The sequence below is a fragment of the Paenibacillus sp. S25 genome, from assembly GCF_019454085.1.
Classification (GTDB): Bacteria; Bacillota; Bacilli; order Paenibacillales; family Paenibacillaceae; genus Paenibacillus; species Paenibacillus polymyxa_B.
Window position 1 is genome coordinate 1,831,718 of the sequence record NZ_CP073683.1, and the last position, 22,877, is coordinate 1,854,594.

Consider the following 22,877-nt stretch of genomic DNA (forward strand, 5'->3'; position numbering starts at 1 on the left):
CCAAGCCCATCCCTCTCATATATTGTTCCAAGTACCAATACTGCGGAGGGTTTCGGTTGTTATAAGGCCCTGCCTTCGCAATGGGAGGGAATTGGAGTGGCTAATCATTGGGGAGCCCTGCTGTTACTGGCATTTGCGCTAAGTTTGGACAGTTTCGGAGTCGGTGTTACATATGGTCTGCGCAAAATGAAAATTCCACTGTTGTCGATTGCTATCATCTCTGTATGTTCAGGTTTGGTGATTGGCATATCCATGCAATTGGGCGCATTACTATCTCGTGTCCTGTCTCCTGTATATACGACCGTTTTCGGCGCTGTCATCCTGATCTGTATCGGTTGTTACTCTTTGTTTCAAGCTCTGCACCGCAAAGAGGATTCGCTAGAGGATTCAGCGGAGGCCTCTCGGGGGCTGCTTCTTACAGAACAGACTGAGCCAGTGAGCAGATCTGTTCTTGGAGAGAAGAAGAGTATAGAGGATGCTGATACAGAGTCTTTCCTTAGCTCAAGAAAAGATCTGTCGGCAGAAGCTTCTATAGAGCAGCAGGAGAGAACGCTATTTTATCTGGAGTTCCGCAAATGGGGACTTGTTATTCGGATTCTTCGAAGCCCGTCTGCTGCGGACATGGACCGTTCCGGCAGTATATCTGCTACCGAAGCGGTTTGGCTGGGTATTGCATTATCGGTCGATGCGTTCGGAGCGGGATTAGGGGCAGCTATGCTTGGTTTTCAGCCACTGTCTACTGCGCTGGCTATTACGTTATTCAGTGGAACATTTTTGATTGCAGGGATGAAGGCAGGCTTCTTTCTATCAGCATTTCGATTTATGAAGGCGCTGGGTGTATTGCCGGCATTATTACTGATTATGATGGGCATATTGAAGCTGTTATGAGGTGAAAGAGCATGAATATCGGATTAACCGGAGGCATTGCTACCGGAAAAAGCACCGTGTCGGCTCTTTTGGTCGCCAAAGGTGCGCTGCTGATCGACGCAGATGCCATTGCCCGGGAAGTGATGCTTCCGGGGCATCCGGTGCTGGCGGCGGTCATAAAGCATTTTGGACAAGCTATAGTGAACAGTGACGGAACCCTGCATCGCAAAAAACTGGGTGAGATTGTATTCGGAGACCCTGCCCAGCGGCAGGCACTTAACGATATTACACATCCTGCTATTCGTGAGGAAATGCGACTGCGTATGGAAGCATATGAACGGGAACAGCCGGACAAGCTTGTTTTGGCAGATATCCCGTTAATGTACGAGTCCGGGCTGGAGAGCTTGTACGAGGAAATTATGGTTGTGTACGTACCACGTGATATTCAGCTCCAGCGTCTGATGCTCAGAGACGGTCTGACGGAGGAGCAAGCTGGACTTCGGCTGTCCGCACAAATGGATATTGAACAAAAGAAAAACTTGGCCGATATCGTTATCGATAATAGCGGAACACAGTCTGAGACGAAACGACAAATTGATCAATTTTGGCAGCGGAAGGGACTTGCATGAATATTTTGCGAAAGAAAAGAGTCCTGCTCACTTTGTTTGTCGGGTTTGTCCTGATTCTGTTCCTTAATTCAAATTGGATGTCTTGGTTCTATCCGATTCAATATAAGGATGAGATTCGGCAGTATTCACAAACGTATGAAGTGGACCCATTTTTAGTGGCGTCTATTATCCGCGTAGAAACCAATTTTAAAACCAGCAAGCAATCGCATAAGGGTGCACTAGGCCTGATGCAGATTATGCCGAATACAGCAAATTGGATTATGGACAGCGCCCAGATTCAAAAGGTTCCGCTGGACAGTGTCAAGCACGAGCCTGGCACCAATATTGAGCTGGGAACCTGGTATTTGCATAACCTATCCGTGAAGTTTCAGGATAATCCTGTAGCAATCGTAGCTGCTTACAATGCAGGGCCGGGTAAAGTTCAAGAGTGGCTCGATAAGGGAGTGTGGGATGGAAAAGAAGAGTCCATTAAGCAAATCCCTTTTGGTGAGACACGACATTACGTACAGCGGGTCATTTATTACTACAGGCAATACACGAAAATTTATAATGATTTTTAAATGACAAGTTAATGACATGATGAGCCTTTTCGCTTTAAAATGAAAAAAGCGCAGGACAGGCTGTTTTTAGCAGCCCGTCCATACACTTTTTCTTGTTATTTCTGCATTATTACCGCGATTATTGGTATTGACCTGCCAATTGTTGTTCGGCGATCGTTACGAGGCGTTTTGTGATGTAGCCCCCGATCGAACCGTTCTCATAGGAAGTCATGTTACCTTGGTATCCATCTTGAGGAATGCTGATACCCAGCTCTTGAGCGATTTCATATTTCATTTGCTCCAGAGCGCCGGAGGATCTGCTGACTACCAGGTTGTTGGAGTTGCCATTGTTTCCTTGTGCCATTGTTGTTCACCTCCTCGCGATGTGGTAAACATATTATGATCCGTTTTGACAAAATTATTACTAAAAATCTTCGGGAATTTATTGGAAAAAGAAAGTGGTGAGATTATGAAATGTCCGTATTGTGCCTACAATGGCACGAAAGTGTTGGATTCGCGACCTGCGAATGATAACAAGTCCATCCGTCGCCGCCGTGAATGTGAGCAGTGTGCCAGGCGTTTTACCACCTTTGAAATGGTGGAGGAAACCCCACTCATGGTCATCAAAAAAGACGGCAGCCGTGAAGAGTTTAGTCGTGATAAAATGCTGCGCGGTCTCATTCGAGCCTGCGAGAAGCGCCCAGTATCCGTCGAGCAATTGGATATGATCGTATCCCAAGTGGAGAACGCTATCCGCAACACAGCAGCCACAGAAGTGGATAGCCAGCAGATCGGAGAGCTGGTCATGGAACAGCTTTACCCAGTGGATGAAGTCGCCTACGTACGTTTTGCGTCCGTCTATCGTCAGTTTAAAGACATCAATATGTTTATGAAGGAACTGAAAACACTGTTATCTAAAGATACAGCCAGCGACTGATCGCTGACTGTATCTTTCTTGGGTCAAGGTGAGAAGATGATTATATTTTTTTTATAAAAGTATTGACACAGGAATAAAAATTTTATATGATATAGAAGTCGCTTGAAACGTTGATTAACTTACTTATAATGGGGCCTTAGCTCAGCTGGGAGAGCGCATCGCTGGCAGCGATGAGGTCAGGGGTTCGATCCCCCTAGGCTCCACCAAACTTTTATTATGGACTCTTAGCTCAGTTGGTAGAGCAGTTGACTCTTAATCAATTGGTCCAGGGTTCGAGTCCCTGAGAGTCCATCCTTTTAGAAAAAACGGCAGAGATGCCGTTTTTTTGTTGTTTATAGATCTATTCCCAGTCTAACCGAGAACAGTTATGGGTTGAATGAGCGCGTAACTGACTGCACATAAACCGGACCCTACAGGAAATAGACGTCGATTGGAATAGAAACCCATTGTTCACGAGTGTAACTTTAATCGTTGTTTCATTGCAGTTCGTATTTTACAATAACATGAGTTGAGTTCCTAATTATTGAACTGAGCTAAGTGAAAACCAATGTGATGTCTAAAAGGAGGGGGAACGATGTATCGTATCATTGATTTCGTACTCAATCTGCTCCATGCAAAGCCTGCGGAATAAACAAGGCGAAGCTTGGTATGGAGCGAATATATTTCGCCTGTAAGGATTAGTTATTGGCAGACGCAGGCTTTGCCCTTAAAATGTAAGAGGGTGCCCATTGACGAACTCTCAGAACAATACGGACTGTCTGTAGACCGCATTAAGAAAATCGTATATTAAAAAAATAAAAAATGTGCCCGCAGAGATGATCTGTGGGTTTTTGTTGTCTTCTTATAAGTATAATGTTACAAACATTTGATAAAAGAACTTGGCATATATCTAAACTTCCAGAATCTTTACAATAAGGTCATTGCAGAAGAGCAGGAGGTAAATAATGAAGTATACTCAGAAAAAATTCGAAACGCATGACTTTTTAAGGATTAGAGATTTTTTGAAACACTCCCTCAAAAGTAGCCCCAACCTCAAAAATTGGTTTATAGACCGATGGAATTTTTGTAGATATTGGGGACAAATCATGCACAATAGATTTGAAATGTGGCCTGAGACTGTTGGGATTTGGGAGGATGAGCATAAAGAAATTGTTGCTGTTGTTCACCCGGAAGGAGAAGGTAACATAGGTGAAGCCTATTTCCAGCTTGCAGATCGAGATTTTTCAAATGAATACTAAATGAATTAATAGATTATGCTGAAATGAAATTAGCTTTACACAATGAGGGAGTAACCACTTTAGATTTAATCGTAAACGAGGAGGGAGAACAACTTAAGGAGCTTTTGAAAAAAAGAAGTTATATCATGCAGGATGGGAAAGAAACGACGTCCTATATGAATGTACCCCATGATGTAAAGGTAGAATTACCAAAAGGGTTTAGAATTTCGGATGCGAATGAAGTGGGGGATTTTGAAAAAGGGTTTGCTCATGGAAGAGCATTTGGGTATTACAAGGGCGATTATCCAGATCATAATGTCGCTGAACGATGTTATATATCATTGAGAAATGCCCCTGATTATATACCGGAATTGGATGTAGTCATCCTGGATCAAAACAATGAAGTTGCTTCTTTCACTACTCTCTGGTACGACGAGCTAAATAAAATAGGAATACTGGAGCCGGTAGGTACGATACCTAAGTATAGAAAAATGGGGCTTGGAAAAGCCGTTATTTATGAAGCCATAAAAAGAGTCAAGGACAAAGGTGCAGAAAGAATTTTTGTGGGTTCCGATCAGCCCTTTTATCTTTCGTTGGGGTTTTCATTAGCATATTCAAAAGAAGTATGGCAAAAAAGAACATCATTGTTTAACGCTGACTGACATAATCAGCAAGGATTTCCAGGTACTCGTCATTCACCAATTTTCTTGGGGCGAATACGGCTGTTAAGAAAGTTAGAGATTTTGAACGCGCGATTTTTTCATCCATCATGGAATGGTCGGCTTCAGGTAAATGAATCACGGACAGCAGTTCTGGAGGTATTTTCTGGCGATAGACTCGCTCGGTACCCTTTACATCAACATTAATATCTTTGCCAGCCAGAACCAAGAGTACAGGAGAATGGAAGTGACTTAATTCTTCGGTGGAATCAGACAGAAAATTGTTGCCTATAAAGCTCCATCTTTCTTTGGAAATCATATCGTCAGGATCGGCTATGCCTAGATATTCTTCATAAGAAGCATGTTTTTTCAGTAACTGTAGAATTTCTTGATCGTAATTCAATGTCTTTTGAATTTCTTGCGGAGTAGCTCCTTCTTGTTCCATTTCTTTTCTGGTATTAAATTGTCCTTGGGAAATCCAGTTCACGGCAGGCGATACAAGGATGCTGAATGCAATATCATGCTCCTCTTTAACGATCTTTGGAATGACCCATCCTGCTTGACTGGCTCCCCATAGGCCGATTTTTTGCTTATCAATCATCGGTAAGCTTCTTGCCCAGTCTATTGCATATCGGATCTCCTGTGCACGGTCCTCCATGCTTTGGTCGAGCCAATTGCCAGGAGCGCTGTTAATACCGGGCTTATTCAGTGACAGGGAGGCATAACCCTTGGAAGCGAACTTTTCCCACAGTGGTTTGTATCCATCATCATATGTGTCATTAATAGGACCATCCCCATGGATAAAAACAACCAATCCAACCTTTCCCGAGTAGTTCTTAGGCAAAGCTAATGTACCTGTTAACAGCCCTTTAGGTGTCTTAATTTGTATTTTTTCTTCTGTCATCTTATAGGAATTTTGATATAGAACAATTAGTATCAAGGCAACAGCCAGAGCTGCCGCAATACCAAAAGTAAGCTTGAATGTTTTTTTCAACGATGTTCTCTCCTCGAATGCAGGTTCTCTTTCCAACTCATCAGATTCCATACAGGCTCCTTGAACCAAAAATGCCGTAACCCATTATATTTGGATTGTTCTACTTCAAACGCCAGTTTGTGATACAAACGGATAGCCCCTTGGTTCTTATGCGCTACATGAAGCGTCAATGCATGAAACCCAGATTCAACCGTAAATTGCTGTGCGAAAGCTAGAAGACGGCGTCCTATTCCCTGGTTACGATGACTTGAACGAATCGCCAAATGATCAATGTAACACTCATTTGCAGCGGGGGTATACTCCAGAGCATGCATACCTGTCAAAAATTTAAATACATTGAAGCAACCAAACTGTTTTAGGAGCGGAGCTAAAGAAATGGGATTTGTTTCAGGAAGTGAAGAGGAGGGGCCTTCCATTTGAGGGAAAGAACACCGACAACATCTTCGTTCTCTTTGGCTACAAATTGTTTCATAGATGAAGAATAAGGATTTTGAACCCAAACCTGCATTAACAACTTCTGTATATCTTGCTCCTCCAGTGTAACAAGAGATTGGAATTTTGCTTTAAACGATTCGACTAAAAGTCTGCAAACAGCTTCATGGTCTTGTTTCTGGTATGCAACAATGTCAAAGGATTTTGCACTCATTTAACGCCCTCCAAGATTTATTCTACTTTAACCTGAATTTCGTATTGCAGCTTGTTGTTGTCGAACATCGAAAGATAAGATTTTTCTACTAGAACAATCTTGCTTTGGCAGTTATATTGGTGATGAGCTACATATCGTTCCATTTGTTTAATTTCATAATCAATCTCCGGTTCTTCAATGACGGAAAGATGCTTATAAAGATAGTTGCCCTCTTCCAGAATATAGTCAGCCACATCCGCCGTTTCATAACATAGCTTCGCCTGTCCAGCATCAGACAAGTAATGCAGGTCATTTTCAAATAATCGAGGTGGGGCAGGGCGGTGTTCAAATAGGTTTCCGGCAGTGAGCTCTTGACCATTCTCCAATGCAAACCATAGCTTTAAATGACGGGGACCTAATCGTTTGACCTGATATTCATCGTCCTGCTGGGTCCGATTATTATGTTCTTCTAACACTTTGTGAATAAACTGTTCATGCATCTTCAAGTTAGCTATTTCAGCCTGTACCTTCTGCAACGAATGCTCTAAAAGCTGGTTATAGTCATCGGCAGCATAGGAAGTCATACATTCTTGAATCTGACCGACAGGGACATTTAATTTGCGTAATAATAAAATATGCGAAAGCTGATAAATCTCATGAAGACCGTACATTCGATATTGATTTTCTTCTGTATGTGATGGATACAGGACTCCCTTTTCTTCAAAATAACGCAGTTGATGTACAGACACATTCATGAGCTGAGCAAGCTGGCTGATCGTAATATGTTCTTTCAATGGCAGGACTCCTTACTGATAGTTGAATAACTCCACTATAAACCTTAGGTCAGACCTAGGGTCAATAGAAAATATCAAATCAAATCTTGGATAGGCGTATGTGTCGAGCATTTGATGCCCACACCAAGGGAGAGACTGAAGAGTTTACCTGTCGGTGATAACCCGTTATAATCATAAGATTAGTGAGCATAAACAAGATGCTCCGGATGAAGGTTAGAATGGGGAAATCATGTTGAAAACTTTTAAAAAGGTATATATTGAGATAACGAGCATTTGCAATCTCGCATGCAGTTTTTGTCCTCAAACACAGCGTGTCAAAAAATTTATTGATCCGGAAGTCTTTCGAAATGTGCTTGATCAGGTCAAACCACACACGGATTACATCTATTTGCATGTAAAAGGAGAGCCGTTGCTCCATCCGAAAATTGATCTTTTGCTGGAAAGTGCTCATGAGAAAGGCTTGAAGGTCAATATAACCACCAATGGTACCTTGCTGCCGAAGACCGGACATAAGCTGCTTGGGCAACCAGCGCTGCGTCAGATGAACTTCTCTCTCCACAGTTTTGACGGGCATGAAGGCTCCGTCGATCGAGAAGGATATTTGGGTAATATTTTCACGTTTGTAAGAGAAGCGGTGAAACACAATGTCATTATTTCGTTCCGTCTCTGGAACTTGACTGAAGATAATTTGACTAATGTGCAGCGTCAGCGCAACCGGGAAACACTTGAACGACTGGAGCAAGAGTTTGGACTGGACTATCGGATTGAGGAAAAGGTGATACCGGGCAGTGGGGTCAAAATCGCACCAAACGTTTATTTGAATCAAGACCATGAATTTGAATGGCCAAGCCTCAGTGCCCCCGAAGATGACGGAAAAGGCTTTTGCCATGCACTCCGTAGCCAAGCGGCGGTATTGGTGGATGGAACGGTGGTCCCTTGCTGTCTGGATGGAGAAGGTGTCATTAATTTAGGTAACGTGCATGAGCAATCTTTTTCCGACATTGTGGAAGGGGAGCGTGCAAACCGTCTGTACTTCGGGTTCTCTAAGAGAGAAGCGGTAGAAGAGTTATGCCGAAAATGCGGGTACCGCAAACGATTTGGAACATAACGGAGATTTGGCAGGTGGAGACCTCGAATCTCTGACAAATCGTTACCTCCGTTTTGAGTTTAGATTCTTAGGAAAAATCCGCTAAACATCAAGGATTTCTTGGTGTTTAGCGGATTTTTTGCATACGTAAAACATACTTACATTCAACTATTAACCAGTGCTTTGGCATACTGTTTGCCTGCCGAGAGAAGGCTGTCACTCAGTTTAGGATCATTAACAGAACGTGCAAGCACAAGAGAACCAACCATACTACTGAACAATGCGCTACTCTTGGATAGATCCATTCCCGCCAAATTGGAGATAAACGTAATCATTCTTTCCAACTCCTGCGTGAATATCTGCCGGATTTCTTCGGAAGAACGGGCTATTTCTACGGAAAGGGCAGGAATAATACAGCCTATTTCGGTTCGATCGCGGTGATGGGTGCTTAAATAGTAGTCGATGACAACATTGATTTTGGGAGCTTGCTTTTCTTGGTCAATGGCCTCCTGAAGCAGTGCGAGGGTATCGCTGACGGCATAGCGACAGGCTTCTGCGACTAGCTGTCCTTTGTTATCAAAGTGTGAATAAAACCCGCCGTGAGTTAATCCGGCCCCTTTCATAATAAAGGGAACACTTACATCGTGAATACCGTTGGCGCGGAAAGCCTGGGCAGCACTTTCAACGATCTTACTCCGCACTTTCATCTTATGGCCTTTTGGATAAGGCATTGTAATCACTCCACGGGTTCATAATGCTAACTTCAAAATATTATAATCATCATAATAAAACGTGTCAATTTGTCTTCCTATAACGACAACTTCAGAAAGGCTGATCAAGACTATTGACGCTTTTAAAATATGATGACTATAATATATTACAATCATCATATTTTAAATCATGCCATTTTAACAGGAGGTATTAGTTATGAGCAAGCTTGAAACTGTAGAAACACTGGTCATTGGATCAGGGCCAGGAGGTTATGTGGCGGCATTGCGTTCTTCTCAGCTTGGAATGAAAACGGCGATTGTTGAACGCAGTCAGCTAGGTGGAGTGTGCACGCATGTGGGCTGCATTCCATCCAAAGCTTTGATTGCCGAAGCACATCGCTATGAGATACTCAGGCAGGTAAATCAGGCAGATGCAGCGGTGTCATTCGTGAATGCTCAGGCTTTCAAACAGGGGATTGTGAATAAGCAGGCAGGCGGAGTCGGCTTTTTAATGAAAACGGCAGGTGTGAGCATTCTGGAAGGGGAGGCAAGCTTGGTTGATGGGCATACAGCCATCATCAATCAAAATGGAGCGGAACAAACGATATCCTTTAAGTATGCCATATTGGCAACCGGCTCCCGTCCAATCGAGCTGAAAGCATTTCCGTTTGGCGGACGTATTTTGTCCTCTACAGAGGCGCTTTCGCTTCCAGCGGTTCCGTCCAGCCTGATCGTGATAGGTGGTGGATATATTGGCATTGAGCTTGGACAAATGTATGCCAAATTTGGAACAAAGGTAACGATCCTGGAGGGAGGGGAGCGGGTGCTGCCGGGATTTGAGACGGACCTTGTGGCCCCTGTTGTTAAGCAATTGAAAACAGATGGTGTAAGCATCGTAACCGGGGCGATAGCCGAAAAAGTCGTGCAGAATACGGATACTATTACGCTGCATTATTCAAAAGATCAAGAGCAGCATCATGTCACCGCTGAGTTTGTATTAGTTACTGTAGGCAGAAAACCGAATACGGATGGCAGATTAGGATTGGAGCACATTGGCTTGCCACTGACGAGCAGGGGGTTGATCGAGACAGACGAGCAGTGTAGAACGGCTATTCCGCATATTTTTGCCATTGGAGATATTACGGAGGGTCCAGCCCTTGCCCATAAGGCTTCCTATGAAGCGAAGATTGCGGCAGAAGCGATTGCAGGTCAAGCTGCTAAAGTGGATTATAAAGCCATGCCGTTGGTTGTCTTTTCTGAACCAGAGCTGGCTAGTGTTGGCCTAAGTGAAACAGAAGCAAAGGAAAAAGCCTTACCGATTGTCATTGGCAGAGCTTCCTTTGCAATTAACGGCAGGGCATTGGCGCTAAGGGCGGCAGAGGGGTACATCAAAATCGTAGCGAAGCAGGGGTCGGGGATCGTACTGGGGGCGCAAATCGTCGGCGTCGAAGCTTCAACACTCATTTCCGAGCTTGCTCTGGCTATCGAGATGGGAGCAACCGTAGAAGACTTAGCTCTAACCATTCATCCCCATCCTACATTGGGAGAAGTAATCATGGAGGCTGCGGAGAATGCGATCAGAAAAATGGACCGTCCAAAGTAGAGGCTCCGTATGAAATCACTTCATTGCCTGTGAGAATAATTATCAACTATAATATATTATAGTTTGAGTATGAGTTTGAGCAGGTACGTGGATGGTTGGATCGGGGGCTGAACAAAAGCAATGAAGTTGAATGATCACATTTTGCTGTGGAATCATGTTTTTATACAGGTAATGGATGTTCGTCATAAGAAGATCGAAAAAGGGGAGGAGCTACGAACCTATCGACTTCCTGCCAGTGCGTTCTTGTATGCCGTGCGTGGAAACGCACGGGTACGGTTGGATGACAGTATTCACAGGGTAGAGCGTTTTCATGTACTGCATGGCGGAAAAGGAATGTGCCTAAGTATCCTGGCGGAAGAGGTGCTTGAATATTACATCATTTTGTACAAGGCAACGTTGGCCCTGCCTAGCCGCAAAGAGATTGCACAATTGCTGGAAAAGGAAAATCCTTTTCAGAACCAGTATGCTTTCGCACCTCGTTACCCACTGCCATTGTACGATAAAGTGAAGCTGTTGGAGCAAGAATGGCGTGAAGCTTCTGCACTTGGCAAACTGCATGTCAAAGCCTTATTTCAACAATTTGTATATGAGTTGTTGCAGCAGTTGTATCGACAGGGCATTGAGCCTCTTAAGCCCGATCTTGTATCGCAGGCTGCAGCCTATATTCGTGAGCATTTTAGTCGGCCTATGACACTTGAGTCCATTGCGGAGGAGCTAGAATGCAGTACTGGACATTTATCCAGGTTGTTCAAAAATAAAATGCATACCAGTCCGATTCATTACTTGGGCCAAGTAAGAGCAGATCGAGCGGCAGAACTGCTCATGCAGACGGACGCCACTTTGCAGGAGATCGCAGAGCGTGTGGGATATCCAGATGCCCATTCTTTAAGTCGCAGCTTCAAGAAATATAAGGGACTATCTCCCGTACGATTCAAAAAGGAGCGGGAGCATCATGCCCGGAAGCAAGATCAGGATATGCCCCAAACGATGCTTAAATATGCCCTTCAGCGGACATCTTTCGCACGTTATACTGATATTGATTATCAATATCGGTATAACGCGGAAGGAGATTTGTTTATGCACGGAAGAGTTAAAATAACGGCCATGATGATTATGCTGTGTTTATCATTGATGCTGGGAGCTTGCTCGGCTTCGACGAATACAAACGGAAGCTCGCAAACGAAGGCTAATCATACAGCGACAACATCCAACAGCGATGGACAAGCGGCAGTGCAAGCACAGACAAGAACGGTTAAGACATTAAAAGGCGATGTGGAAGTACCTGCAAACCCGAAACGAGTCGCATCGGATCAGTATATGGGTCATCTTTTGAAGCTGGGGATTATTCCGGTGGGGGTCAGAAGCTTTATGCTGAATGAGGCTTGGATTGATCAATCGGGATATCCCAAAGAGAAGTTGGCCGGAATCAAGGATCTCGGTGAATTTCCTATGGATTTGGAGGAACTGACCGTTCTGCAACCGGATTTAATTATCGGTTCAATCGAAAAGAACATCGATAGCTACCAAAAGGTAGGAACGACCGTGTTCCTGCCGTATTGGGAGGGAGAATCTACAGCGGGACCGCTGGATAAATTCCGCAGAATTAGCGAAATCTTTGGCAAGCAGAAAGAAGCCGAGCAGTGGATTACTGAATATGAGAAGAAAGCTGCAGAGGCTAGAACGAAAATTCAAGGTATCGTTAAAGATGGAGAGACGGTTTCAATTGTACAAGTCGCCAATAAATCGATATACGTTTTGGCAGCGAAAGGCGGCAATTACGGAAGTCCGACCATTTATCAGATGCTAAAGCTGCCACCTACCAAGAAGGCATTGAACATGAAAGAAGGATTTGAAAATATTTCGCTTGAGGTTTTACCCGAGTATATGGGAGATCACATCTTTGTATACGGTTCAGAAGATGAAGGGGCTAATCAGATTCTGCATAGTGAGCTATGGAAAGGCCTTCCGGCTGTAAAAAAAGGACAGGTTTATATGTACGGTTCATTCAGCGATAAAGGGGATGAGTTTGTGATGGAAGACCCTTATTCATTGGAGCTTCAGCTGGATACCATAGTTAATCTCTTATTAGCCCACAAAAAATAAAGCTGAATACAGCTATAAAATCGAAAATACGCTACCGATGGAACACTTGATTCATAGACAAAAAACTGCTGAAAACGAGGGTAAACCTCTGTGTTTAGCAGTTTTTTTGTCGTAATTCAACAGAGATACTCACCTCAGTCGCTTATTGTAGTCCTCACCACGCCGCCATTAATGACTGCCGTTCGCTGCAACGTCCCCATTTACAAAAAACAGTGACTATTCTCACAAAAAACGACATCTTCCGACACTGGAATGCCATATTATAGTAAGTGTTGATAGGCTATAATCGTAGCAGTGAAAACGGATAGTCACAAAAATTTATTAGAGTCAGGATTGGTGGTTCAAATAATGAAGCTGGCAACAAAATTAACCTGGATGATGCTCATCATACTGCTTCTCGTAGGCTCCTCCATTGGATACTTCGGATATCGTACTGCTTATCATCAAGTGGATGAAGCTGCTGGGATCGAGCTGGTGGGTTGCGCCAATATTACGACTGGCCTTATAGATCCTGCGGATATATCGGCTCTGGTCAGTGGAGATAACAGCAAACTTGCTGCTATTGAAGACCGGATCGGCTGGATTGTAGCACATAAGCCTATTTTTAAGGAGGCTTTTATTATCTCTTTGGATGGAAAAATTTTGGCCGCCGATGCCAACTTCAAGCAAAGAGGCTATCAAGCTGGCGATTCCTTTTACTTCACAGACGAAGACAAAGAAATGATAACCACCATGAAGCATTCAGCATATTCCAAGGTTTATACATATGAAGGAACCACGCTCAAAACTGGATACGGCCCCATTTATCAGGACCATGATCCCACCAAGCCCATTGTTGCACTGATGGCCATCAATTTTGACGGCTCGTTAATTCAGGAACGGACGTTGGATATTATTGTTCAGCCCTTTATTATTGGCGGCTCCATTTTCATCGTGGCTATCCTTGTTGTTTACCTGTTGATTCGCCATATGGTAAGTCCGCTTACCAAGCTGTCAGCCTCTGTGAACACCATTACCAAGGGCGACCTTACTCATGAACCGCTTCTCTTCAAAAACAAGGATGAAATCGGGACGCTGGCCCGCGACTTCAATGATATGACCATGAACCTGCGCAACCTGATTACTCAGGTCAATGACACCTCTATGCTGGTCGCTTCTTCCTCTCAAGAGCTGTCTGCCAGCGCACAGGCAACGAACCGTGCTGGAGAGCATAGCGCGAATGTTACGATTGAGTTGGCTGATGGGGCGCATACCCAACTGCAAAACCTGGAAGGAAGCTATAAAGCTATTCAGGATATGTCCCGCTTCATCAGCGATATTGCTGGCAATGCGGACATCGCAATGAACAAGGCCGCGGATAATGTCCAGAAAGCACGCCTTGGCCGGGAATCGATGGATTCCACCACCTCCCAAATGGGAGTTGTCAGCGAAAGCATCGGCGATCTCTCAAGCATTATTCATACGCTTGGCAGCCACTCCAAGGAGATTGAGAACATTGTTGGCACCATTGCCAGCATCGCCGAGGAGACCAACTTGCTGTCTTTGAATGCAGCGATAGAAGCTGCGCGCGCCGGAGAAGAAGGTCAGGGCTTTGCCGTTGTCGCTGGCTCTGTCCGCAAACTGGCCGAACGTTCTGCCAATTCTGCCACACAAATCAGCGAGCTGATCAGTCTGATTATCGCCCAAATGGACAAAGCAGGAGAAACTATGAAGCGTTCCACGGACGAAATGATGCAGGGCAAGGAGTTGATCGTATCAGCCGGGCGCTCCTTCTCTGAGATTGAAGTCTCCATCTCCGACATGTCTTCCCAAAGCGAGCAAATATCAGCCACAGTTCGGGATCTGGCGCTGATCTCTGAAGGGCTCGTTGAAGCCATTCAGAATACCGTAATGGTCTCTAACCATACGGCTAAAGGGGCAGAGTCCCTGTCCGCCTCTTCGGAGCAACAGCTTGCTGCCATGCAAGAAGTGGAATCCTCCGCAGCGCTCCTCTCATCACTGGCCGAGAAGCTTCAGGTGCTTGTGGAGAACTTCAAGATTTAAATATTCGAGGTTCAAAGAGAAATAAACCGCTAAAGACGAGGGGAAACCCTGTGTTTGGCGGTTTTTTTATAGTAATTTTACGAAGGTTTTCTCTCAGTCGCTTATGGTAGTCGTTACTGTGACATTGTTGACAGAGGTTGAGGAAGCACTAGAGTTGAAATTAACAACCTCAACGACTACTGTTGCACCAACAATCAGGCCTGTATTTATAATTAGATTTGTAGCAGAAAGCGTTGTTAAGCCGCCTCGCTGCAACGTCCCATTTACAAATACATTGTAGTATCCACTACTGGTCGGAACAACAAGACTGTTTGCCGCGACTGAAGTACCACTATCATTCGTAAAACTTTGTGCCGGGATAGTGGTCACTCCACCTAATATATTACCAAGCACGACAATAGCTGTGTAACGATTAACCACTGGAGTGACATTGATACTTGTTGTGATAGCAATGTTTCCAGATACGATACTGTCTGCCTCCAGATAGATTCGAATAATAGACATAGGAATTCCTCCATTCCTAATATTCCAGATAAATATTATAGTTTATGTGAATATTCTAGATATGGATTGGATGGGGAGGGGTCTTCCAATTATTTCTCTTTGTTCAAGCTTCTTTGGGCCCGGGTTACTATTCGCTTCGTTTCTTTGGTATCCGAAATCATCAGCCAAGCATTACAAACTTGAAGAACCCATTCTGGGTTGGTTTTGCTGGCGTCATTCAACCAATTACCAACGGAGTCCTGGACATATTTGGCCGGATCGGACTGAACAGCCTCCAAGAGAGGAAGAGCCAGCTCGGGATGTTCTTTTAGTTCAGGGATTTGCTTGGCCCAAACGCCTTGTGGCCGGATTAGTTCAATGGCAAAACGACGTATGTTAGCATCCTCATCTCGCACCCAACTGTCTAACAGGGCAAGCCCTTCAAGCAGTTGCAAGGATATGGATTCTCTCACGGCCATCCAGGCCATTTCACGTACACCGAAATGGGAATCCGCTGCAAAGGGGCGAATGCCAGCCAATTTTTCCTCTATACTTAAACGGGGATCAACCCCGATGATGTAGGCCGCCCAGCAGCGAATGCTGTCTGAAAGATGGGAGGCCATCGCATCAAAGATGCGAATACGTTCTTCTATCGCTTGTTGCTCAAACACATGAAGCCACGCTCGCGCGATTGCGGGTATCATTTTCATGATCTTCTTTTCCTTCAGCTGATTCAATTCGGTCATGAAGACATCGGATGATCGCTGCAAGCCAAATTCATCAAGAGTATATTGCAATAGTACAACATGATCGACAGCCAGCCATTCGGTGAGATTCACCGTCTCAAGCCGCCCCTGCTGTAGTAGCCGAAGCACATCCTTAGGAATATCTGTTCCTTTGCGAGCACCTTTACGTTGTAACATTACATCCACTCCATATCGTAAATTGTCTGATAGGTATACGATACTTTTTTGGGTTGGAGTATAGATGTAATGTAGTTTACAACTTCATTAGCTTTTCGCGATGGATGTAAATCGTCTTAAAGCCGGTTTTAATGACCTTTTCTTTGACAAGCTCCTGAAGGGCAGTTGTTACAGCCTCACGGGTGGCCCCGACCAGATTCGCAATTTCCTGATGGGAGAGAGGAAAATTGATTTTGCAATACTCTTCACGGCTTTGGAGGGCGAACTGATCGGACAATTTCATAAGAACATACAAAATTTTATCCTGTAAATTTCCCAAAGCTAAATGCTGGGCCAGACTGCTCATTCCTGAGATTCGGTCACTTAACACCTTGATCATGTTCATCATGAACCGGGGATGTTCTATTAAAAAATGCTCGAATCGGTCTTTGTCCATCCGGCAGATATCGCATTCTTCTATCGTTTCTATATACATATCCCTTGTCCCTAGTGAAATCATATCCATTTCACCAAATACATTTCCTTCGCTGAGGATGTCCAAAGTAAATTGCTTTCCGTCAGCGTTTAGCTTATACAGACGTACTTTTCCCTTTTTCACAAAATAAAGTCCCTCGGAAAAGGTCTCTGGGGTTTGTATAAAGGTTTTTTTCGCTATAGTCGTAATAGAGGTCATTTGGTCCATTTCAATTAAATCTTCTAATGAGAGACTATGAAGCAAATTAAATTGGGACAGGTATTGAATGCTATTCATATGTTCTCCTTTTCGTTGCACAGGGTATACAGAATCATAATACAATTATAGCTTCTCTAAGGTATTTTGACCTCTATTACTCACTTGTTTGCGCTAGATTGAATAATGAATTTTGGGGAATCTGTCGGATTTACGTAAAGGGGAGGTTGGTATAAAATAGATATGCATGTTTGATAGTAGGTACATAAAGAGTGAGGGAATAACGATGATTAAATTAAAAGATGTAGGCAATTTCGAGGTTCTTCCTGAGATAGCGATGCATATCGTTCAAGGCAATATATCCGCTTTACGCCAAGCTCTGACCGAAGGCTGGGATATAGAACAAGGAATCGTACTCAGCAAATATACGACATTAAGTCCATTGGATATTACACTCATCACTGAGCAAATGGAAGTCTTGAAGCTACTGGTCGAAGAGGGGGTTCAACTTAATGTGAAGGATAATCCCGCATTCCTGACGGCTGTTCGCTATGGTACCGAAGAGATTGTCCGTTATGTGGTTGCCCATGGCGCCAAGCTGGACGGGAAAAATCATGTCAAATCCGGTGCCTATGAGCAAGCCTACTACGGTAACAAAAGCAATATGTTGCTTATCCATGAGTTGGGCCTCGATATGAAGCAGCATGCTGGAGCAACACTCCGCAACGCAGTTAGTAAGCATGACCTGAAAACAGTAGCATTACTATTGGAACATGGCGTAGATATTAATTTCAATGCTCCAAATATGGTATATCCTTATAAAGCCACGCCTTTGACAGTGGCGGCACGCAACAACGATTTTGCGATGGTGAAGTATTTGGTTCAGCAAGGCGCTGATGTGACGCTGGCAGAAAAAGATGGAGAACGGGCATATACAATTGCACTAAGTAATAAAAACGTGGAAATGGCTGAGTATTTAAAGTCCTTAGAGCCTCCAGCATTTCATAATCTGGAAAATAAACGACATGCTTTAAAAAGCTACAAGCTTCCGAAGGAGCTTATAGCCTTTCTGACGGGGGATCAGCCCCGTGTGGACCTGTCAGAAAATGATCTTGATATTCAATTTGTTGAGTTCTTCTCATTCATAGATACGGTTGAGATGAAGGTGGGTCGGCAAAAGCTGTTGCGTTTGTCTCTAAAAGTAGATAATTACTCGGATATTATATTGGTGTGGAATCCGAAGCAGAAGTGCCTGGGTTATTATGACGAGGAGCATCAGGAATATGCGGATGTGTGCAGCTTTGCCGAGTTTCTTGCACTCCCGGAAGATTATCTGGAGAAGATTATTGAGGGTGAATATTTATCATAACGAGGTGAGCCATGAATGAGGTATGCACGCAGTCATGGCTCTTGTTATTTTAAAATACAGCGCTAGTGTACACAGGTGCCTAATGCTCATCAGGAATGGTTACGTATGAGCTGAATGAGATTTAGAGTAGCGGTAGATAGGGGTTCGTTCTTGCGGGTACAGATGGCGATTGAATTGAGAAGCTGGATGTCTTCTACATATACCCGGCACAGCTCGCCGCGTTCTACATATTCACGCACGACCAGTGAGGACACAAAGTTGGCACCATATCCGGCAATAACTGCGGTAATCGCCTCATGCAGCCCTGTGAAGTTTAGGGTGACTTGGGGGGCACTTCGCTTCTCGCATCCTGTTACCGTTATTATCGGTGATAATGTTATCCGTGAAGGAGAAGTAGTTCAAGCTTATAGCACAGACCCTCGGGTGCAGGGAGTAAGAAAGTTTTATGATATGCTGGCTGAAGAATCAAGAATTACAGCTACAGCTATTCAAACCGTGGGGAGCAAGGGGTATGACGGTTTCGTCATTGGAATCGTTAAGGACTGAGCATGAAGCGTCTCGTTTAGCTAAACACAGAGGAGAGCGTTCCCGGTGTTTAGCTTTTTTCTGAGTAGAGAAGGTTGGGACGATTTGTGCGCTTAATGGTAAAATGGTGCTGATGGAAGCATCAGAACGTTTTTGAACGTTTATTGCTGAATTCCTATGTAAGAAGAATGAATTTACATAAAAGTAGATGGATTTTCTTTAAAATGTAAACGCAATCATGATGATTGGAGCGGGAATTCACCATTTTGTAAAAAAATGAATCGGATATGAATTTTTTTGAATCTTTTTGAAGAAAAATGATTGTTTTTTGTCAGGTTTATGGTACGATATAAACAGTTGGGGGAATGAAAATGCTGACGGAAGAAAGATACAATTTGATAATACAGCGCTTACAAGAACGTGGTGTTGTAAAGTTGCAGGAATTGGCTGATTTGTTGGGAGCTTCTGAATCAACAATTCGGCGCGATTTGATAGATCTTGAGGGCCGTCAGTTGTTAAAACGGATTCATGGTGGGGCAACCTTACTGAATCAGAAAAGTCAGGAACCTGGCATGGAAGAAAAAACATTCAAAAACGTTCAACAAAAAAACGCAGTCGCCCGTATGGCAGCCAAAGAAATTTTGGATGGCGAATGTATTTATCTGGATGCGGGAACAACAACGATGGCGATGATTCCTTACATTGAAGCTAAAGACGTGACGGTCGTGACGAATGGTCTATCTCACGTAGAAGCACTGGTAAGCAAAAGAATCAGAAGCTATCTACTGGGAGGGATGATGAAAATTCATACCAAAGCCGTAATTGGGAGTATTGCTCTACAAAATTTGGACAATTTTCGATTCGACAAGTGCTTTCTAGGAACGAACGGCGTGGATATGGAGATGGGGTATACGACTCCTGATCCTGAAGAGGCGCTAATCAAGCGGCGAGCCCACCAGCTGTCCGGCAAAACGTATGTGTTGGCCGATTCCAGCAAAATTGGAGAAGTAACCTTCGCCAAACTATTCGAGCTCAAGGAAGCTATACTTATTACCGAATCGATGCCAGAACGCTCACGCCGGTCCATCGCTCAGAAAACTAAGATAATCGAGGGATAACAATGATATATACAGTAACGCTGAACCCTTCCATTGATTATATCGTGGAAGTTGACGATTTGAAGCTTGGTGATTTGAACCGGATGAAACGTGATTTAAAACTGCCAGGTGGTAAAGGAATTAATGTATCACGTGTACTGAACCAGTTGGGAGCAGATAGCACGGCGATTGGTTTTCTCGGAGGATTCACAGGCAGGTTTATCGACGATACATTGCGGGAAGAATCCATTAAAACTGATTTTGTAATTATCGAAGATGACACACGGATTAACATTAAGCTCAAGCATGGCGATGAAACGGAAATTAACGGTTTGGGACCTGCGATTCGTCAGCAAGAGGCCGATGCGTTGGTGCAAAGGCTGGCGGGACTCCAGAAAAATGACATTGTCGTCTTGTCAGGAAGTATCCCGCCGTCACTTGGAGGAGACTTCTATGATCGGCTGATTAGCGTATGCCAGCAAACTGGAGCTGAATTCGTCATCGACACCACAGGTGAGGCGCTGATGAAGGCACTGGTTCATAAACCGCTGCTCATCAAGCCGAATCACCATGAGCTGGCTGAGTTGTTTGGCGTAACTATTCATACAAAGGAGGAGATCGTCACTTACGGTCGTAAGCTGCTGGAAGCAGGTGCAAAAAATGTACTGATTTCCATGGCAGGAGAAGGGGCTTTGTTCATTACGGCAGATGAAGTGTATCACGCAAATGTACCAGCAGGAACGGTGAAAAATTCTGTAGGCGCAGGTGATTCAATGATTGCTGGATTCGTGGGTACGCTGGCTCTTCATGGCGATCCGATCGAAGCATTCCGTGCAGGAGTGGCATCCGGAAGCGCAACTGCGTTCTCCGATGATCTGGCTACTAGAGAGAAGATTGAACAATTACGGCCGCAAGTCACGATTTCAAAACGGTAATCCATCTGCATCATGAGCTTATTATGCGTGTGTCAACACGCTGATCGAACTTAGGAGAGTGTGAAAAATGAGAATAACAGACCTGATGATTAAAGAAACGATGATCATGGACCTGCAGGCGACGACAAAAGACGAGGCGATTGAGGAGCTCATCGCTAGTCTCGAAGCAAGTGGACGTATTAATGACCGGGCGTTGTTTAAAGAAATGATTTACAAACGCGAAGCAGAGTCCAGCACTGGAATTGGCGGCGGCATTGCGATGCCGCATGCCAAGACCAAAGCCGTGAATGAAGCGACCGTCGTTTTCGCCAAAAGCAGTAAAGGCGTAGAATTCGAATCGTTGGACGGTGAGCCGGCGAAAGTATTCTTCATGATTGCGGCTCCGGAGGGAGCAGCAAATACGCATCTTCGCACACTGGCTGCCCTTTCCCGGCTGTTGATTGATACCGATTTTATCGGGAACCTTATGAAAACGCAAACACCGGATGAAGTAGCTATGCTGTTTGATACCAAGCAGGCGGAAGAAGAAGCTGCCAAGAAAGCAAAAGAGGCTGCCAAAGCACAGCAAACGCCAGACGTTATCGTTGGCAATCCGAATTCTGACGAGTTTGTGGTTGCAGTGACCGCTTGTCCTACAGGCATTGCACACACGTTTATGGCAGAAGATGCTCTCATTAAGAAAGCGAAAGAAATGGGTGTAAATATCCGTGTAGAGACGAACGGCTCGGAAGGCGCACAAAACGTACTGACAGCGGATGAAATTCGCCGTGCCAAAGGTGTAATCGTCGCAGCTGACAAGAAGGTTGAAATGGCCAGATTTGACGGTAAACCTGTATTGCAAAGACCGGTAAGCGACGGTATCCGTAAATCTGAGGAACTGATCCGCAAAGCGCTGAACGGCGATGCCCCAATTTATCGTAGTGAAGGTAAAGGCAGCGCTGATGAGTCGAAAGCGGAGAAGAGCAGCGTTGGTAGCAAAATCTACAAGGATTTAATGAACGGTATTTCTCATATGCTGCCATTTGTTGTAGGTGGGGGGATTTTGTTAGCAATTTCCTTCTTGATTGAACAAGTGGCAGGAAAAGACAATGTATTGTTCCAACTGTTGCAGACAATTGGCGGCGGAACAGGTGCGTTCCACTTCCTGATTCCGATACTGGCCGGATTTATCGCGATGAGCATTGGAGACCGCCCGGCACTGATGCCAGGTATGGTTGGGGGTCTGATGGCTGTAAACTCTAATGCAGGTTTCCTTGGCGGTCTGGCAGCTGGTTTCATGGCTGGTTATGTGGTGATCTTCCTGCGTAAAGCTTTTGCAGGTCTGCCGAAAGCACTGGATGGTTTAAAACCAATCTTGTTATACCCTGTATTTGGACTCCTAATTTCAGGCGCGATTATGTTCTACCTGTTCGATCCGATTTTCGGTGGTATTAATACGTGGCTTGTCAATGTTCTGAACAATTTGGGAACAGGTAATGCGGTTATTTTGGGTCTGATTCTGGGCGGAATGATGTCGATCGACATGGGTGGACCTTTTAACAAAGCAGCTTACGCATTTTCGATCGGTGTCTTTACTTCCAGTGGTAACACGAACGGAGCTATGATGGCGGCTGTTATGGCGGGTGGTATGGTACCTCCGTTGGCGATCGCATTAGCTTCGACGTTCTTCAAAAATAAGTTTACTGAGCAAGAGCGCAAGTCTGGCTTGACGAACTATGTACTTGGATTGTCCTTCATTACGGAAGGAGCCATTCCATTCGCAGCTGCTGATCCTCTGCGTGTCCTGACCTCTTGTATTGTAGGTTCAGCGATTGCTGGTGGTCTGACGCAGTTCTGGCAAATCAATCTTCCAGCTCCACATGGCGGAATTTTTGTAGCAGCTCTTGCCAATCATGCTTTGTTGTTCTTGCTTGCAGTCGCGATTGGTTCCGTGATTTCCGCGCTCATTCTGGGATTGTGGAAAAAACCGCTCGAAGCGAAATAACGGGTATCACAGGAGTGGAAAAATAAAAAGAGGGCCACATTTCCTTAGGCCTTCAAAATAGTAAAGCCGCTAAACACCAGGTTT

At 44.5% G+C, this 22,877-nt stretch carries 23 protein-coding genes, 2 tRNA genes and 2 pseudogenes; 17 read left to right on the forward strand and 10 right to left on the reverse strand.

Annotation, left to right across the window (positions count from 1 at the left end; genetic code table 11):
- Positions 1–96: 96 nt before the first annotated feature.
- From KAI37_RS07975 to KAI37_RS07985, 3 genes are read left to right on the forward strand one after another with little or no spacing between them, the layout of a single operon-like run.
- Positions 97–888: an MntP/YtaF family protein gene (locus KAI37_RS07975; RefSeq protein ID WP_104495855.1), complete on the forward strand. Its 792-nt coding sequence runs from the start codon at positions 97–99 to the stop codon at positions 886–888.
- A gap of 11 nt (positions 889–899) precedes the next feature.
- The gene (gene coaE / locus KAI37_RS07980) at positions 900–1,496 is read left to right on the forward strand and encodes a dephospho-CoA kinase (RefSeq protein ID WP_220031031.1); all 597 of its coding nucleotides are present in this window, start codon (positions 900–902) and stop codon (positions 1,494–1,496) included.
- Entirely contained in the window at positions 1,493–2,056 is a 564-nt protein-coding gene (locus KAI37_RS07985; RefSeq protein WP_025721988.1) for a lytic transglycosylase domain-containing protein, read from the forward strand. Before coaE ends, KAI37_RS07985 begins: the two co-directional genes overlap by 4 nt.
- 118 nt (positions 2,057–2,174) lie before the next feature.
- On the opposite strand, the gene KAI37_RS07990 is transcribed toward KAI37_RS07985, so the two are convergent.
- Positions 2,175–2,399 (reverse strand): alpha/beta-type small acid-soluble spore protein, encoded by a 225-nt coding sequence (locus KAI37_RS07990; protein WP_013309613.1) that lies wholly within the window; start codon positions 2,397–2,399, stop codon positions 2,175–2,177.
- Between the two features lie 105 nt (positions 2,400–2,504).
- Between KAI37_RS07990 and nrdR the strand changes: the two genes are divergently transcribed.
- The 5 genes from nrdR (at position 2,505) to KAI37_RS08015 (ending at position 4,851) form a co-directional block, all read left to right on the forward strand.
- Complete coding sequence (gene nrdR, locus KAI37_RS07995; RefSeq protein ID WP_013309614.1) at positions 2,505–2,972, forward strand: transcriptional regulator NrdR; 468 nt, start codon at positions 2,505–2,507, stop codon at positions 2,970–2,972.
- Positions 2,973–3,102: 130 nt separating this feature from the next.
- Positions 3,103–3,178 (forward strand) — tRNA-Ala (locus KAI37_RS08000).
- Positions 3,179–3,190: 12 nt separating this feature from the next.
- Positions 3,191–3,263, forward strand: a tRNA-Lys gene (locus KAI37_RS08005).
- Between the two features lie 653 nt (positions 3,264–3,916).
- A complete protein-coding gene (locus KAI37_RS08010; RefSeq protein ID WP_076292502.1) occupies positions 3,917–4,210 on the forward strand; it encodes a hypothetical protein in 294 nt (97 codons plus the stop codon).
- A gap of 23 nt (positions 4,211–4,233) precedes the next feature.
- Complete coding sequence (locus tag KAI37_RS08015) at positions 4,234–4,851, forward strand: GNAT family N-acetyltransferase (protein ID WP_076292503.1); 618 nt, start codon at positions 4,234–4,236, stop codon at positions 4,849–4,851.
- Here KAI37_RS08015 and KAI37_RS08020 read toward each other — a convergent pair.
- From KAI37_RS08020 to KAI37_RS08030, 4 genes are read right to left on the reverse strand one after another with little or no spacing between them, the layout of a single operon-like run.
- On the reverse strand, positions 4,838–5,842 hold the full coding sequence (locus tag KAI37_RS08020) for an alpha/beta hydrolase family protein (RefSeq protein WP_076292504.1): 1,005 nt from the start codon (positions 5,840–5,842) through the stop codon (positions 4,838–4,840). The genes KAI37_RS08015 and KAI37_RS08020 overlap by 14 nt on opposite strands.
- Positions 5,839–6,258 (reverse strand): GNAT family N-acetyltransferase, encoded by a 420-nt coding sequence (locus tag KAI37_RS26300; protein ID WP_345945619.1) that lies wholly within the window; start codon positions 6,256–6,258, stop codon positions 5,839–5,841. The genes KAI37_RS08020 and KAI37_RS26300 overlap by 4 nt, the downstream gene beginning before the upstream one ends.
- The gene (locus KAI37_RS26305) at positions 6,210–6,488 is read right to left on the reverse strand and encodes a hypothetical protein (RefSeq protein WP_258383055.1); all 279 of its coding nucleotides are present in this window, start codon (positions 6,486–6,488) and stop codon (positions 6,210–6,212) included. Before KAI37_RS26305 ends, KAI37_RS26300 begins: the two co-directional genes overlap by 49 nt.
- Before the next feature lie 17 nt (positions 6,489–6,505).
- Entirely contained in the window at positions 6,506–7,261 is a 756-nt protein-coding gene (locus tag KAI37_RS08030) for a helix-turn-helix domain-containing protein (RefSeq protein ID WP_103744397.1), read from the reverse strand.
- A gap of 229 nt (positions 7,262–7,490) precedes the next feature.
- Here KAI37_RS08030 and KAI37_RS08035 point away from each other — a divergent pair, with 229 nt between their 5' ends.
- Positions 7,491–8,369, forward strand: a complete 879-nt coding sequence (locus KAI37_RS08035; RefSeq protein WP_025719701.1) for a radical SAM/SPASM domain-containing protein — start codon at positions 7,491–7,493, stop codon at positions 8,367–8,369.
- A gap of 143 nt (positions 8,370–8,512) precedes the next feature.
- Here the strand turns inward: KAI37_RS08035 and KAI37_RS08040 are convergent, their stop codons facing one another.
- Complete coding sequence (locus KAI37_RS08040; protein WP_076292505.1) at positions 8,513–9,079, reverse strand: TetR/AcrR family transcriptional regulator; 567 nt, start codon at positions 9,077–9,079, stop codon at positions 8,513–8,515.
- A 196-nt stretch (positions 9,080–9,275) separates the two neighbouring features.
- Between KAI37_RS08040 and lpdA the strand changes: the two genes are divergently transcribed.
- From lpdA to KAI37_RS08055, 3 genes are all read left to right on the forward strand, one after another.
- Positions 9,276–10,661, forward strand: a complete 1,386-nt coding sequence (gene lpdA / locus KAI37_RS08045; RefSeq protein ID WP_076292506.1) for a dihydrolipoyl dehydrogenase — start codon at positions 9,276–9,278, stop codon at positions 10,659–10,661.
- Between the two features lie 120 nt (positions 10,662–10,781).
- Positions 10,782–12,764: an AraC family transcriptional regulator gene (locus tag KAI37_RS08050; RefSeq protein ID WP_220031032.1), complete on the forward strand. Its 1,983-nt coding sequence runs from the start codon at positions 10,782–10,784 to the stop codon at positions 12,762–12,764.
- Between the two features lie 348 nt (positions 12,765–13,112).
- Positions 13,113–14,807 (forward strand): methyl-accepting chemotaxis protein, encoded by a 1,695-nt coding sequence (locus tag KAI37_RS08055; protein WP_220031033.1) that lies wholly within the window; start codon positions 13,113–13,115, stop codon positions 14,805–14,807.
- A 93-nt stretch (positions 14,808–14,900) separates the two neighbouring features.
- On the opposite strand, the gene KAI37_RS08060 is transcribed toward KAI37_RS08055, so the two are convergent.
- From KAI37_RS08060 to KAI37_RS08070, 3 genes are all read right to left on the reverse strand, one after another.
- Entirely contained in the window at positions 14,901–15,311 is a 411-nt protein-coding gene (locus KAI37_RS08060; protein WP_071640179.1) for a DUF4183 domain-containing protein, read from the reverse strand.
- Positions 15,312–15,400: 89 nt separating this feature from the next.
- Positions 15,401–16,213: a DNA alkylation repair protein gene (locus KAI37_RS08065; RefSeq protein ID WP_076292508.1), complete on the reverse strand. Its 813-nt coding sequence runs from the start codon at positions 16,211–16,213 to the stop codon at positions 15,401–15,403.
- Between the two features lie 76 nt (positions 16,214–16,289).
- Positions 16,290–16,964 (reverse strand): Crp/Fnr family transcriptional regulator, encoded by a 675-nt coding sequence (locus KAI37_RS08070; protein WP_071640181.1) that lies wholly within the window; start codon positions 16,962–16,964, stop codon positions 16,290–16,292.
- A 205-nt stretch (positions 16,965–17,169) separates the two neighbouring features.
- Here KAI37_RS08070 and KAI37_RS08075 point away from each other — a divergent pair, with 205 nt between their 5' ends.
- Positions 17,170–18,252 (forward strand): ankyrin repeat domain-containing protein, encoded by a 1,083-nt coding sequence (locus tag KAI37_RS08075; RefSeq protein WP_076292509.1) that lies wholly within the window; start codon positions 17,170–17,172, stop codon positions 18,250–18,252.
- 89 nt (positions 18,253–18,341) lie between these two features.
- On the opposite strand, the pseudogene KAI37_RS08080 reads toward KAI37_RS08075, so the two are convergent.
- Positions 18,342–18,584, reverse strand: a pseudogene (locus KAI37_RS08080) (LysR substrate-binding domain-containing protein); the annotation flags it as partial.
- Here KAI37_RS08080 and KAI37_RS08085 point away from each other — a divergent pair.
- From KAI37_RS08085 to KAI37_RS08100, 4 genes and pseudogenes are all read left to right on the forward strand, one after another.
- A pseudogene (locus KAI37_RS08085) lies at positions 18,583–18,798 on the forward strand (O-methyltransferase); the annotation flags it as partial. The pseudogenes KAI37_RS08080 and KAI37_RS08085 sit on opposite strands and share 2 nt — an antisense overlap.
- Before the next feature lie 350 nt (positions 18,799–19,148).
- Positions 19,149–19,895: a DeoR/GlpR family DNA-binding transcription regulator gene (locus tag KAI37_RS08090; RefSeq protein ID WP_071640183.1), complete on the forward strand. Its 747-nt coding sequence runs from the start codon at positions 19,149–19,151 to the stop codon at positions 19,893–19,895.
- Between the two features lie 2 nt (positions 19,896–19,897).
- The gene (pfkB, locus tag KAI37_RS08095; RefSeq protein WP_071640184.1) at positions 19,898–20,809 is read left to right on the forward strand and encodes a 1-phosphofructokinase; all 912 of its coding nucleotides are present in this window, start codon (positions 19,898–19,900) and stop codon (positions 20,807–20,809) included.
- Between the two features lie 67 nt (positions 20,810–20,876).
- Positions 20,877–22,793, forward strand: a complete 1,917-nt coding sequence (locus KAI37_RS08100) for a PTS fructose transporter subunit IIABC (protein WP_220031034.1) — start codon at positions 20,877–20,879, stop codon at positions 22,791–22,793.
- Positions 22,794–22,877 lie beyond the last annotated feature (84 nt).